We start from the raw sequence: 14291 nt of genomic DNA, 5'->3' as shown, positions 1-14291 counted from the left end.
CGGCGCGGCCCGGTCCGCCGGGGCGTGTCCGGGGACCGGGCTCGCGCGCGCCCCCGGGGTGGCCGGCTGCTCCTTTGTTGAAGCCACTGCGAGTTGGGAACGGGCATTGAGCGAAATCGACCAGGACGATACGAAACGGCGGCAACGGGCGCGGTTCGTCGACGCGTTGACGACCAGCGCCCAGCAGCCGGGTGAGCGTCCGCGGATGGGTACCAGGGTCGCCGGCGCGGTGGCCGTACTGGCGCTCGTCGCGGGCGCGACCCTGGGGGTGGGCGCGTGGCGCAGCTACCAGGCCGACGAGAAGGCGGAGAAGGTCAAGCTGGCGGCCGAGGAGAAGGTGACGCAGCAGCCCAGCACAGCCACGTCGCCTCCTCCGCCGCGGTCCACCGCGCCGAAGGTGACGGAGGAGATCGCGCCGGGGGCCGGCTCGGGCATCGAGCGGCCCGTACCGGACCCTGTTGTCCCACCGCCGCCCTCTCCGACGAAGAAGCAGGCGGAGAAAGAGACGGAGAAGGGGGCAGAGGCGGAGCTGCGGACGCTGACAGCCTCGTCCCGCACGCTGCTGCTGAAGAATGTGGTCACCGGGCTGTGCGCCGACATCCCTTACTACAAGGCGGGCAGCAGGGGTGAGGACGTCAACCAGTACCACTGCGACGGTACCGACAAGGACAACCAGCGGTGGAGGATGACGGCCCCTCGTCCCGGCGCCGGGCCCGGCGGCGTCGATCTTGTGCAGTTCGCCAACCTGAAGGACGGTCTCTGCATGGACCTGCCGACTCGCGGGAGTCAGCCGGCCGGGACCGCGCTCCTGGAGGCCAACTGCACCGGCACCATGGGCGACAACCAGCTGTGGTGGTTCGACCCGGCGGGGGACGGCAGCGTCATGATCCGCAACTACGCCAGCAACCATCTGTGCCTCAAGGTCAGCGGCTCGGGTGCGGAGAAGATGAAGCCGGCCCAGCGGCTGGTGATCGGCCCGTGCGGTGCACGGGACGACAGCCGCTGGCAGTTGATTGACTGACCCTGCGATCGGGTCGCGAAAAGGTTACGCAGGCGCTCGGCCGGGTTTTCCCGGCCGGGCGTTTCGCGTGGTCGGCCATGTGAGTCGGGGGTCGAAGGCCGGGGTCGGGGCGGGTCGTGGTCGGGGCGGGGTCGGGGTCGCGAAAGCAACCTTTGAGCAATCCCTGGAAAATCATTCGGCAAGCTCCGGACAAGGCCTTCTCCTTCCTGCCCAGGAAAGCGATGACTCCGCGACGTAAAACGCATCGGGAGATGTCGCGCGTGCGAAAGCACTGTCCCGGGAATGGTCGTCCGGCGCATACGACGACGGACACGACTCCGGCAAGGTGAGCACGGCTTCCCTGTTGTGTTCAGAAGCTGCTCAGGTGCTGCTCACTTGGTCCGTTCAATGCCGTGGTGGTGTTTGACTACAAGGGAACGGTCGAGAAGGGCGGATTCCCATATGGCTGACGAGTCTTCCGTAAGCGTCGGTGGTGTGACGTACCGGGTGACACCGGAATATCTGGCCGAAGCTTCCACCAGCACGGCCACCACGGCGGCGGAGATCGCCGGACAACTGGCTGACCTGAAGAGCTACGTGACCAGCCTGGAGGCGAGCTGGCAGGGCATAGCCCAGGTGCAGTTCCAGACCATGATGGCGGAGTACGACATCTACGCACGGATGATCAACGACGCCCTGGACGGTATCTCCAAGGGACTTCAGGGCACCTACGTCAACTACAAGGACACCGAGCAGCAGAACTTGAACAACCTCAACGCGCTGGGCGCGGACGTTCCGGACCCGCCGTCCGGAACGAACTTCAACTGATCTGCACTCTCATCCGCACTCTGATCCCATCCGCGTATTCAGCCGGTTCATCTCCGCTTTCTATGCGGGACCGCGCGCGTTCGAGGAGCGTTTTTCATGGCCAACATCGACGGCACACCCATCTACGTAGGCGAGGGGCTCGCACTCGCGGGCAGCACCATCAACGCCAGGTCCGGAGAAGTCACCGGTGAACTCATCACGCTGAAGAACAAGTTGGCGCCGTTGGCCGACGCGTGGCGGGAGAGCGAGGCCGCCACCTATTACCAGGACATGCAGAACGGGTGGGACTTGGCAGCCAACGGCCTCTTCGGAGAGGACGGCGTGCTCGGCCGGATCGCGCAGGCGATGAATGTCAACTGGAACAACTACAGCGACGCCGAATGGGCGAACGTGTCGACATGGCGGCAGTGAGGCATCGCATTTCCCACCCCACCACTCCACGCCTCCGCGTTACGAATACCGAAGGAAACGTCCGTGCCCGATGAACGCTGCCGGGTCACCGTGGTCGGCGAACGCAGGCAGGTCGACCTGGCGCTCCCGACCCAGGCTCCGATCGCCGAATACGTTCCGCGACTCGCCACCTTGTGCGGCCAGCCCGAGTCCGAGGGCATGCCCCAGGTCTGGACACTCGCCCAGTCCGGAGACGCCCCGATGGCCCCCGGCGACACGCTGTCGGGGGCGGGGATCGTGGACGGTGCCACCCTGTATCTGCGCGACCAGCGGGCCGCGGAACTGAGCGAGTTGACCGTCACCGACCTGGACGAACAGGTCGCGGACGCCCGTGAGGACAGTGGCCTGTGGAGCGCTCGCCGGCGTGCCCAGTCCGTCCTCGGCGCCGGGCTGGTGGCCATGGTGCTCTCGGCCGCGTGGCTCGGATCGCGGCGGATCGCCGGCGTGGCCGTGTTGTTCTTCGGTCTGGCCGCCCTGTCATCGGCGCTGCTCGCCTGGTACTCCGAGCGCAAGAACTGGCCGCTGCCGCGTTCGGTGCGCCAGCTCCTCGCGCTGGCCGCCTGTCCGTTGCTGGCCTGCGTGGGCCTGGGCGCGCCGGTCGACGGCCCGGTGGTCACTCCGCTCCTGGTGATGGGCACCGCGGTGATCGGCGCGCTCGCCGGAGTGGTCGCGTTCGCGGCTCCGGCCACCGTGGTGCTCCTGTCACTCACGCTGGTGACCGCGTTGTTCGTGGCGCCGCTGGTCGTGTTCGACGCGAGTCTGACCAGCTCGGCGGCGGTGGTGGCCCTGGTGATGTTCCTGCTGGCCGGACTGCTGCCCCGGATCGCCAGCCAGATCGCGGTGCTCGTGCCCGACGGCCCGGACACCAGCGCCCCCGCCCTGGACAGCGACGATGTCGCCGCCGTCGTCCGCCGGGGCAACGGGCTGCTCGCTTTCCTCAGCATCGTCACCGCCACCGTTCTCACCGCCTCCCTGGTCACCCTGACCACGTCCCGTGACGTGTACGGCCTCTTCCTGGTGGGCTGCGTCGGTGTCGGGCTGCTGCTCCAGGCCGGCTCGCTGCGCGTGCTGTCCAGTGTCGTCCCGCAGCTGGCCGCAGGAGTGCTGGGACTGCTCGCGCTGTCCGTGCGGGTGCCCGAGTATCTCTTCGACTCGCAGGCCGCGGGCCCGCTGGCCGGGTTCGCGGCGGGTGCCGTCCTGGTCGCCACCGGGCTGTTCCTCGCCTTCGGGGCGGCTCTGCGCCCGATCGAGCCGGAGCGGCCCACCTGGCCCGGGGGCCTTGTCACCGCTCTCATCGTGGCCTCCCTGCCGCTCACCGCCGGCGTCCTCGGCCTCTTCGGCTGGCTGGCCAACCTCGGCGGCGATCTGTGACCGGCGGGCGGACCGGCCAGAGGTGCGTGAGGTGAAGTCGGTCGCACAGCGGGTGGCACCGGGCAGTTGGGGAGCGCACCGCTCCATCGGCGCGGCGGTCAGGGACGCCAGGCCCGGCGACGTGATCACCGTGCAGGCCGGGACGTACACCGAGAGTCTTGTGCTGTCCAAGGACGTCGTCCTGGTCGCCAAGGGCACGGTGCGGCTGGTCGCTCCGCGAGGCCCGGCCGTCACCGTGCACGAGGGCCGCCCCGAACTGCGCGGCTTCGCGCTCGTCTCCCCGGCGCCTCGCGAGGCCGCGGTGCTGCTGCGCGGCGGCGAACCGGTGCTGCGGGACTGCGAGATCACCGGCGGCCGTATCGAGGTGACCGCGGCGGCGGCCCCGTTGCTGAGCGGCTGTTCGGTGCGGCAGGCCGAGGGCGCGGCGGTGCGTCTGACGGGCACGAGCCGTACCACGCTGGAAGCCCTGACGGTCGGCGGCTGCACCGGGGACGGTGTGATCGTCGACGACGAGGCGTCACTCGAACTGACCGAGGCACTGGTGGACGGCGTCACCGGCCGCGGCGTCGTGGTGACCGCCGGGGCGCACGCGGCCCTGACCCGCTGTGAGATACGCGGCAGCGGCGCCGCCGGCGTCCTCGTCGACGGGCACGCCTCCGCGGAGCTGCGCGAGTGCCGAGTGCACGAGGCGGGGGGTCAGGGCGTCTGGGTACGCGGCACGGCGGGCCGCTCGGCGGGACCGAAGGGCCCCCGGCCCTGGGACGACCGGCTCCCCGGTGTGGACCGGAACCCCGTGGCAGCCGACTTCTCGGCCGATGCCGGGGACCGCCCCGCCGAATCGGCCCAGGGAGTACGGCTGCGGGACTGTGAGATCTTCCGTACCGCGCGCTCCGGCGTCCTGGCGGAGGACGGGAGCGCGATCGCGCTGACCGGCTGCCATGTGCACCACACCACCGGGGCCGCGGTACTGATCACCGGAGAGGCCGTCGCGGAACTGGTCTCGGTCCGCGCCGTGGACTGCGCGGACACCGCGCTGGTCGTCAGCGTGAGCGGGCAGGCCACCGCGCTCGACTCCACCTTCGCCCGCGCGGGCGCCAACGGGCTGTACGCGACGGGCGAGTCCCTGGTCACCCTGGCCGGGTGCACCGTACGGGAGACCGCCTACACGGCCGTGCATCTGGGCGGCTCGGCGCGTGTGAGCGCACGGGACTGCGCGATCGGCGGCACTCCCGAGTACGGCGCGCGTGTCACCGAACGGGCGGAACTCGTGGCGGAGCGCTGCGAGGTGACCGACGTCGGGCTGACGGGGGTGTCCGTGGAGGGCGGCGACGCGGCCCTGCGCGACTGCCTTGTGGAGGGCGACCACGAGGCCGTACGCCTGCTCACCACCCACCGGCCGCTGCTGGCGAGATGCGTCGTCGCTTCTCCCGGCGACACCGGTGTCCGGGTCTGCCGGGACACGGGCGCTCTGCTGGAGGACGTGACGATCACCGGCAGTACCACCGGCCTGCTCCTGGAGGAGGGGAGCACCGGCTTCGTGAGGGGCGGGACGGTGCGTGAGTCCCGGGGCAGCGGTGTCGTCGTCCACGCGGGGGCCCGTCCCACGGTCCACGGCCTCACGATCGAGTCCGCCGCGAAGAACGCGCTGTACGTCGGGGACGGCGGCGAGGGGCAGTACGAGGACTGTTACCTCACCGGGAGCCGCTTCCCGGCCGTCTACGCCGGCGCCCGCTCCCGGATCGTGCTGCGCCGCTGCGCGGTGGACGGCACCGAGACCGATCTGCTGCGGGACGAGGACGCCGAGGTGTACGCGCAGGACTGCCGCGTCGAGGACGTGGCCGATCCGGTGCTGCCGACCCTGCCGCCCCCGCCGGCGGGCGAGGGGAGGACCACGGTGCCCGGCGTCCGCGCTACGGTCGGCCCCGCCGGCGCCTCGGGCGCGGGTGCCGGCGGGGTCTCGGGTGCGGGCGTGGGGGAGCAGGATCCCGACGCCCCCGAGACGGCCGCCGCGAAGCTGGCCGAACTCCGCGCGGAACTGGACCAGTTGGTCGGCCTGGAAGGCGTCAAACGTGATGTGGTCACGCTCACGAAGCTGATGCAGATGGTCAAGGTGCGCCAGGACGCCGGGCTCGCGCCGCCGCCGCTGAGCAGGCACCTGGTCTTCGCGGGGAACCCCGGCACCGGCAAGACCACCGTCGCCCGTCTCTACGGCGGCCTTCTCGCGGCGCTCGGTCTGCTCAGCCGCGGTCATCTCGTCGAGGCCGACCGGGGCGACCTGGTCGGGGAGTACGTCGGGCACACCGCGCCCAGGACGACCGCCGTCTTCCGGCGCGCGCTGGGCGGGGTGCTCTTCATCGACGAGGCGTACTCCCTCGTACCCCAGGGCCAGTTCACCGACTTCGGCGCGGAGGCCGTCTCGACGCTGGTGAAGCTGATGGAGGACCACCGCGACGAGGTGGTCGTCATCGTCGCCGGATACCCGACGGAGATGAACCGGCTGCTGGAGTCCAACGCGGGCCTGGCCTCACGCTTCACCCGCACCCTGTACTTCGACGACTACTCCTCGGCCGAGCTGGTGCGCATCGTCGAGCACCAGGCCGACAGCCACGAGTACGCCTTCGCGCCGCAGACCACAGCCGCGCTGCACGATTACTTCGAAGCCCTGCCGCGCGGCGAGCAGTTCGGCAACGGGCGCACCGCGCGGCAGGTCTTCCAGGGGATGACGGAGAGGCACGCGCAGCGCGTGGGCGAACTCGGCTTGAGCGCCGTCGATCTGGCGTCGGCCGACGAGGAACTGCTCACCACGCTCCTGCCGGTCGACCTCCCCCCGGGAGCGGTCCTGTGAGCGGGACGGCGCGGCAGAACCCCCAGAGGACTTCGGACCGGTGAAAGGCAGGTGTCTCCCCCATGGCGGACCCGAACATGGACGAATGGCGCGCGCACCTCGAGGCGCTGAAGGAAGCGATCGGGACGGTGGAACGGGAGTCGGCGGAGATCACGACCGACATGGGGTCGATCGACTCCAAGATGGCCGACATCAGCCTCTCCTGGAACAGCCCGTCGTACGGATCCTTCGACGACATCAAGGCGTGGTTCCAGACGTCCCAGCACGATCTGGAGGCGCTGTTGGAGGACATCCTCGTCCGGATGAACTCCAGCTATTCGAACTACTACAACGCGGAGTACACGAACTACGGCAATGTGACCGACGGGCAGCCCGGTGCCTGAGCGGCGCCGCGGCGCACTCGTGACGGGGCGGGCCGGCCGAGGTGCGGCCCGCCGCCACGCCACGGCACACGGCCGCCCCGCCCCGCGCGTGCGGAACGGGGCGGCGAGGCCTGGCGGTTCAGGCGTTGCCCGGAGGGGCGGGGAAGCGGGATTTCCGGTCGGCCTCCGCGTATATCTGCCCGGAGTGGTTGAGCAGCGCGATGTACTCGCCCAGCTTCTCGATGGTGGAGCCGACTTTGAGCAGCGCGCGCTCCATGGCCGGATTCATCTCGGCGGCGAACGCCTCGCCGGTCGCGGCGAACGGGTTGGCGACGGACTTGCCCTCCTGCGGGTCGTACGACATCGAGTTGCTGTTGTCCCCTCCCCGCTCGTACGCGTCCGTGGCGCCCTGCCCGAAGACGGTGCCCTTGACGGCGGCGACCAGGGCCCGGGTCTCCTCGTACTTGTCCACCAGGGTGCGCGCCTCGACGAGCATCGCCTTCTCCGCGGTACGCAGCGCGCCGAGGTCGGCCCGCAGGTCTCCCGAGGGTTCGGGGGCCTCCTCCGGAGGCGGTTCGTCCCCGCCTCCCCCCGACAAGTCCTTCGGGTCGATGTTGAAGGAGGGCGGCACGTCCCACGCGACCTCCGTCTCCGGTACCAGGTGGCTGAGGTCCTTGCCGTTGTCCTCGGACGGATCGGCGGCTCCGTCGCCGTCCTCGTCCACCATCTCCGGCTCGGGCAGCGGCGTCTCGTCGTACTGCGAGTCGATCGGCTCGGTCACGTTGTCTCCCTCGTCTCTTGCTCGTCGACTTCCCGGCCCGGTGTGCGCGGCCGGGGCGGTCCCCGAGGAACTTCCGCCAGGTTTACCACTTATATAACCAATTGTCAGTGCGGTCTCACTATCTCTCTTTCGGTGAAATCCCCCTGTACCTCCGGGATTTATCGAATCGTCACCCGAGGAAGGTCAGTCATGGCTGACAGCGACAGCGCCAACTACGACACCTCCGTCATCGACGTGTCCCCGATGGGCATGCACACCACGTCCCAGGCGCTGGTCAAACTCGCCCTGTCCGTCGTCGAGCGCATCGAGACCGTCCAAACCACGCTGAGCGGGCTGCGCCTGGCGTGGCAGGGCCAGGCCGCCTCGGACGCCGAAGTGGTGCAGGCCGAGTGGACGCGGGTCATGACGGAGCTGTTCGGCACCGTGGAGGATCCGACCCTGGGGGTCCTGCCCACGCTGGCGGACGGGGTCGGCATGGCCTCGGGCAACTTCACCGCGGCCGAGGACGGCATCACCCAGATCTTCGCGGAGTTCATCACCAACCTGACCGGGACGGGCGGCGGTGGCGGTGATCCCGAGGAGGTGACCGACACCAACCGGACGGCGGTCACCATGACCTTCCCCTACTGAGTCCTGCCGCGTACCTCTTCCTTCCCCTCCCGTGTCCCGTGTCCCGCGTTTCGACAGTCAGCTAGGCAGCCACCGTGAGTCGAACTCCGTTCCACCGCCCCGTCCGGATGATGCCCCCACCGATGCCGGAGGGCATGACGAAACTGGCCTCCCCGCCCCAGCGGCCCCAGCCGCAGGGCGCGGCCGGCTGGCTGATGCTTCTCCTGCCCCTGATGTCCAGCGTGAGCATGGCCGCGTACATGGTGGCTTACGGCAGGGCGTGGATGATCCTTCTGGGCTTCGCCTTCGTCATCGTCTCCGTGGGCATCACCATCGGTGTCCGGATGCAGATGCGGGGGAGCAGGCGCCGCAACCAGTTCCGGCAGCGGGAGCGCTACCTGGAGTACCTGGCGGGAGTACGCAAACGTGCCCTGCTGAGCAGGATCGGCCAGCAGGCCGCCGACGCCTGGCTGCATCCGCACCCCGAGCGGCTGTGGGCGATAGCCACCCAGCGGCGGCGCGTGTGGGAACGCCGCCCCGGTGACAAGGACTTCCTGCGACTGCGGCTCGGCACCGGCACGGTGCCGCTGGCGGACGCCCTGCGCATTCCCGAGCAGAGCGACCCGACCATCGAGGTCGATGCCCAGTGCCAGCACGCCGCCGCCGAACTCGTCGAGGCGCACAGCACCGTGGACGGGCAGGCCGCTTGGATCGACCTGCGGGCGGCCGGGGTGGTCAGTCTGCTGGGTCCGCGTCCACGTACCCGCGAACTGGCCCAGGCCATGCTGCTCCAGCTCTCCGTGCTGCACGCCCCCGACGACGTACGGGTCGCCGTCGTCACCGGCGGCAACTCCGCCTGGAACTGGGCGAAGTGGCTGCCGCACGCCCAGGACCCCGACCATCAGGCACCGGGCCACGAGCAGGAGATCGTCCCCCTGCTCGCCGACGACGTCGCCGGACTCCAGGACTATCTGCGGGCCGCCCTCGACCAGGCCACCGCGGCCCGCACCGAACGCGGCAACCGTCTCGTCCCGCAGCGTGACAGCGGCCCGCGCCGACACCTGGTCGTCTTCCTGGACGACTACGAGCCCGAGGCCTCCTGGGCCCGGTCCGCGCTCCTGCACGACCTGCTCACCGAGGCGGGCCCCGACCTCGGGGTGCACGTGGTGTGCCTCGTGGAGGAAGAGGGCTCCGAACCGGGCCGGGTCGACGTACGCGCCCGAACGGACGCGCGCGGCGGACTCGCCCTGGAGGGGCGCATGCCGGGCCTGCACGCGGCCATCGAGAAAGGCGCCCTCGACGAGCCGGCGCCCGCCGTCCTGGAGGCCACCGCGCGTGCGCTGGCCCCGCTGATGCTGTCCGGCGAACGCGAACAGGTCCTCTCCGAGGACGTCTCCCTCTCGCAGATGCTCGGCTTCGCGGACATGGCGGCCTTCGACCCGGCGGCCAAGCGACGCGGCCCCGACGAGAAAGACCTGCTCAGCGTCCCCATCGGCGTGACCGGCACCGGCGAACCGCTGCAACTCGACCTCAAGGAGTCCGCGCAGGGCGGCATCGGTCCGCACGGGCTGGTCGTCGGCGCCACCGGATCCGGCAAGAGCGAGCTGCTGCGCACACTCGTCACCGGCATGGCCATGGTGCACGCGCCGGAACACCTGGCTTTCGTCCTCGTCGACTTCAAGGGCGGCGCCACCTTCGCGGGCGTCACCGAACTCCCGCACGTCTCCGGCCTGATCACCAACCTCGCCGACGACCTCGCGATGGTCGACCGGATGCGCAAGGCCCTCCAGGGCGAACAGCAGCGCCGTCAGCGCATGCTGCGGGAGGCCGGAAACGTCGACTCGGTACGCGAGTACCAGCTCCGCCAGGCCGCCGGTGGCACCGACATCAACGGCAACCCCCTCGAACCCCTGCCCTATCTGGTCGTCATCGTCGACGAGTTCGGCGAGCTTCTCTCCCAACGCCCGGACTTCATCGACCTGTTCGTCCAGATCGGCCGCGTGGGACGCTCGCTCGGGATGCATCTGCTGCTCGCCACCCAGCGCCTTGAGGAAGGCAGGCTGCGCGGCCTGGAGTCCCACCTCTCCTACCGGATCTGCCTGCGGACCTTCAGCGCCGCCGAGTCCCGTGCCGTCATCGGCACCCCCGACGCCTACGCGCTGCCCGCCATCCCGGGCTCCGCCTATCTGAAGGTGGACGAGTCGGTCTACGAACGCTTCCGCGTCGCCCACGTCTCGGCCCCCTACCGCGACCGGGACTCCGACACCGCCGCCACGCCCACGGAACCTGTCCCCTTCGCCGTACACGGCGACCTCGCGCCGCTCGCGCCCGAGGAGACCGAGGAGACCCGGGGGGAGTGGACCCCGGACGCGGGCGCGACCGAACTCCAGATCGCGGTCGAGCGGTTGGTGGACAAGGACGTCCCCGGACATCAGGTATGGCTGCCGCCACTGCCCGCGCACTTCGCGCTCAGCTCACTGCTCGGCGAGCCGGAAGCCGATCCCGAGCTGGGTCTGCGCTGTTCCCTGTGGCCCTACGCGGGTCGGCTGGTGTTCCCGATCGGCGTGCTCGACGTACCGGCGCGCCAGGAACAACGCCCCCTCACGGCGGACTTGACGGGGCGTCAGGGCCATATCGCCCTGGTGGGAGCACCACAGAGCGGCAAATCCACCTTCCTGCGCACCGCGATGCTCAGCGCCATGCTGACCCACACCCCTGACGAACTACAGTTCTACGCCATCGACATGGGAGGTGGCTCGCTGCACGGTCTGAGCGACGCCCCGCATGTCGCGGGCATCGCGGGCCGCCGCGACGAGGAGCGGGTCCGCCGGGTGCTGGCCGAGGTCGGCCGGATCGTCACCGCGCGCGAGCGGATGTTCCGCGACCTGCGGATCCAGTCGGCGGCCGAGCTGCGCACCCGGCGCGCCAACGGCGACCTGCCCGAGGGCGTTCGCGCCGCGGACATCGTGCTGGTCGTCGACAACTGGGGCGCACTGCACACCTCCGACGAGAACGCCGCCGGCCTCCTCACCGACATCGCCGCCCGTGGCCTCGGCGTCGGAGTCCATCTGTGGATGACCGCCAACCGCTGGGCCGAGATCCGCGTCGGCCTGCGCGACAACATTCCCGGCCGTCTCGAAACCTGGCTCAACGACCCCTCCGAATCCGAGATCAGCCGCCCGGCCGCACGCGCTCTCGGCCAGAGCGTTCCCGGACGGGGTCTGGCCTCCCCAGGGCTCACCCACCACATCGCGCTTCCCCGGCTGGACGGCGTCGACGGTATGGACGGGATCGCCGAGGCCGAACGCCTGCTGGTGTCCAGGCTCGCGGCGAGCTGGCGGCGGCCCGCGGCCCCGGAGCTGCGCGTACTGCCCGACCGGGTCACCGTCGGCGAGATGGCGGCCACCGCGGCGCCGACAGCCGCCGAGCGCTGGGACGGCCACGGCGCCGCCCTCGGCAAACGTGAGGTACCCGTCGCGCTCCGCGAGTCCGACCTGGGTCCCGTCGGACTCGATCTCACCTCGGGCAGCCCGCACTTCGTGGTCTTCGGCGACTCGGGATCCGGCAAGACCGCTTTCCTGCGCGCCTGGATGCGCGGTCTGGCCAACCGCCACTCCGCCCGCGAGCTGCGGTTCATGATCGTCGACTACCGGCACAGCCTGCTGGGCGTGGTGCCGGACGAGTACATCGGTGCTCGCGGCGGCAGCGCCGATCTGGTGGCCGGACAGGTCGAGGCACTCACCGAGACGCTGCGCTCCCGGATGCCTCCGGCCGACCTGACGCCCACGCAGCTCGCCGAGCGCGGCTGGTGGGCGGGCCCGGAGCTGTACGTCGTGGCGGACGACTACGACCTGGCGGCCGGTGCCATGGGGCGTGGCCCGCTCGCCCCACTGGCCCAGTTCATTCCGCAGGCGGACGAGCTGGGCTTCCACCTCGTACTGGCCCGTCGGGTCGGCGGCGCCGCGCGTGCCCTGTTGTCGGACTCGTTGCTGAGCAAGCTCAAGGAGATCGGCTCCGGCGCCCTGTTGCTGTCGGGTGACCACCGTGAAGGTGTGCTGCTCGGTGAGCAGCGTGCTCACCGTCGTCAGCCCGGCCGGGGAATGCTGGTGCGCCGCGGCCACGAGCCGACTCTGGTGCAGGTCGCGGTGGATGAGCGGGACGTGCCGGCCGAGGAGCCGGCGCTGCCGCCGGGAGCCGGTGACGGGGAGGGGCGGGGCGATGAGCCCGCTGCCGGAGCCCCGCCCACATCGCGAACACAGCCCGTGTCCTAAGCCCAGTCAGCTGTCCGGACCGTCAGTGCGGTGTCCCGCCGGCGACCGTTGAACCAACCGTGCCCAGGAAGGCGTTTCCACCGTGGAAGATGCGGAATCCGTACTCGGCGATATCAAGATCGCGGATATGTACGCTCTGGGTAATGCCTGGATTCAGCTCGGTGACCGAATCCATGAGTCCCGCATCGCTGTCAACGGTCATGCGGACGGTATCGGTGTCACCGGTGTGGCGGGGGACAAGGCACGCGCGGCCTGGAACGAGGCGCTGGGCCCCGAGGTCGATCTGACCGCCGAGCAGGCGTGGACGATCGGCCAGACGATCAACCGCTTCGCGGACGAGCTGCACAAGGCGGCCCAGGAGTACGCGGAGCAGCTCAACGCGGCGATGTGGGCGAACATCCTGAGTATCATCGCCGGCCTCGTTCTGATCGGTCTCGGGCCGCTCATGGCGCGGCTGTTGTCGATGGTGACCTCGCTGCTGACGCGGCTGACTTCTGTTCTGACGGCGATCGGGGGCCGGCTGGGGACAGTGGGTAGCACGGTCGCCGGTGCCACCGGGGGCGCCGTCGTGGGCGCGGGGGTCGAGGTAGGCCTTGATATCGGCCTGGGCGCGGCGGGTGCGGAGATCGCGGGCGCCGATTTCGACGCGACATGGACGGTGGCGATCAGCGCGGTCGCGGGGGCGGGTTTCGGAGCACACGGCGGCGGCATGTTGGGCTGGCACTTCGGCAGTGGCGCGGATGTTCCCGTCGTTCCCAGGCCCATTCCTGGTGGTGATGGCCCGACGACGTCCGCGCCTCCAGGTGTCACTCCCACCCCGATCCGGCCTGTACCGGGCGGCGACCACGGCTCGGCTCCGCCGCCCCCGTCCCGGACGCCCGGCGGGGATCATTCCCTGCCCGTTCCCGACACGCTGGGCAGGAACGGCGATTCGATCGCTCCTCCGGTGCCCGGGGGGAAGGACGGCGTGTCCGTCACGGACAGCCAGCAGACCAGCAGCGGGCCCGGCGGGGGTCGTTCGGGTGAGACGACCGGTATGCCCGCGCCTTCCACGAGGGCCGACGGCTCCTCGACGCCACCGTTGCCCACTCCGATACCGGACCGGCCGGCCCCGCGGACGACGGAGTCTCCCGGCTCGACACCGAAGCCGGGCCCGGTGGCTGGACGCGACACGGTCAGCACCCCTGCCCCGGAGCAGCCCGTGGCCGTACGCCCCGGAGGCTCCGGGGACGCCCCCGGCCTGGTCCCGCCCCCCGGGAAGCGCCCGGATGGGCCCCCGGTCGCTCCGGACTCCCGGGTCACCCCGGACTCCCAGCCCGGTGGCACACCGCCGAGGAACACCGGTTCGGATACGCCTGTGGTGAATCCCGGCGGTGGGTCCCGTACGGGGGCCGGCTTCAACGGGCCGGGGCAGCGTCTCGACGATGGCACGACAGTCGCAGGCGATCCGCCAGTGGCCAATCCGGGTGGTAGGTCCCGTACGGGGGCCGGCTTCAACGGGCCGGGGCAGCGTCTCGGCGACGGCACGACAGTCGCAGGCGATCCGCCAGTGGCCAATCCGGGTGGTAGGTCCCGTACGGAGGCCGGCTTCAACGGGCCGGGGCAGCGTCTCGGCGACGGCACGACAGTCGCAGGCGATCCGCCAGTCGCGAACCCGGGTGGTAGGTCCCGTACGGGGGCCGGCTTCAACGGGCCGGGGCAGCGTCTCGGCGACGGCACGACAGTCGCAGGCGATCCGCCAGTCGCGAACCCGGGTGGTAGGTCCCGTACGGGG

At 70.6% G+C, this 14291-nt stretch carries 11 protein-coding genes; 8 read left to right on the top strand and 3 right to left on the bottom strand.

What is annotated here, in order from left to right; genetic code table 11:
• Positions 1-205 precede the first annotated feature (205 nt).
• From ACFYNU_RS25805 to ACFYNU_RS25780, 6 genes are all read left to right on the top strand, one after another.
• Entirely contained in the window at positions 206-1021 is an 816-nt protein-coding gene (locus ACFYNU_RS25805; RefSeq protein WP_356594515.1) for an RICIN domain-containing protein, read from the top strand.
• 441 nt (positions 1022-1462) lie between these two features.
• Positions 1463-1828: a WXG100 family type VII secretion target gene (locus ACFYNU_RS25800; RefSeq protein WP_356594517.1), complete on the top strand. Its 366-nt coding sequence runs from the start codon at positions 1463-1465 to the stop codon at positions 1826-1828.
• 96 nt (positions 1829-1924) lie between these two features.
• Complete coding sequence (locus ACFYNU_RS25795; RefSeq protein WP_356594519.1) at positions 1925-2239, top strand: WXG100 family type VII secretion target; 315 nt, start codon at positions 1925-1927, stop codon at positions 2237-2239.
• Positions 2240-2302: 63 nt separating this feature from the next.
• Entirely contained in the window at positions 2303-3649 is a 1347-nt protein-coding gene (locus tag ACFYNU_RS25790; RefSeq protein ID WP_356594521.1) for an EsaB/YukD family protein, read from the top strand.
• Positions 3650-3680: 31 nt separating this feature from the next.
• Positions 3681-6494, top strand: coding sequence for a right-handed parallel beta-helix repeat-containing protein (locus tag ACFYNU_RS25785; RefSeq protein ID WP_356594523.1), 2814 nt, complete (start codon positions 3681-3683; stop codon positions 6492-6494).
• 62 nt (positions 6495-6556) lie between these two features.
• Positions 6557-6877, top strand: a complete 321-nt coding sequence (locus ACFYNU_RS25780; RefSeq protein ID WP_356594525.1) for a hypothetical protein — start codon at positions 6557-6559, stop codon at positions 6875-6877.
• 118 nt (positions 6878-6995) lie between these two features.
• Here the strand turns inward: ACFYNU_RS25780 and ACFYNU_RS25775 are convergent, their stop codons facing one another.
• Positions 6996-7637: a hypothetical protein gene (locus tag ACFYNU_RS25775; RefSeq protein WP_356594527.1), complete on the bottom strand. Its 642-nt coding sequence runs from the start codon at positions 7635-7637 to the stop codon at positions 6996-6998.
• A gap of 189 nt (positions 7638-7826) precedes the next feature.
• On the opposite strand from ACFYNU_RS25775, the gene ACFYNU_RS25770 reads away from it, so the two are divergent.
• A complete protein-coding gene (locus ACFYNU_RS25770) occupies positions 7827-8267 on the top strand; it encodes a hypothetical protein (RefSeq protein WP_356594529.1) in 441 nt (146 codons plus the stop codon).
• Positions 8268-8341: 74 nt separating this feature from the next.
• Positions 8342-12517 (top strand): type VII secretion protein EccCa, encoded by a 4176-nt coding sequence (gene eccCa / locus ACFYNU_RS25765; RefSeq protein WP_356594531.1) that lies wholly within the window; start codon positions 8342-8344, stop codon positions 12515-12517.
• A gap of 22 nt (positions 12518-12539) precedes the next feature.
• Here eccCa and ACFYNU_RS25760 read toward each other — a convergent pair whose 3' ends face one another.
• A complete protein-coding gene (locus ACFYNU_RS25760) occupies positions 12540-13241 on the bottom strand; it encodes a hypothetical protein (RefSeq protein ID WP_356594533.1) in 702 nt (233 codons plus the stop codon).
• A 164-nt stretch (positions 13242-13405) separates the two neighbouring features.
• Complete coding sequence (locus ACFYNU_RS25755; protein WP_356594535.1) at positions 13406-13690, bottom strand: hypothetical protein; 285 nt, start codon at positions 13688-13690, stop codon at positions 13406-13408.
• Positions 13691-14291: the final 601 nt, after the last annotated feature.

This window comes from Streptomyces sp. NPDC006643 (genome assembly GCF_042870175.1).
Taxonomy (GTDB): domain Bacteria; phylum Actinomycetota; class Actinomycetes; order Streptomycetales; family Streptomycetaceae; genus Streptomyces.
The sequence above is the reverse complement of the archived record's forward strand: the minus strand, read 5'-3'. Positions and strand labels throughout refer to the sequence as shown.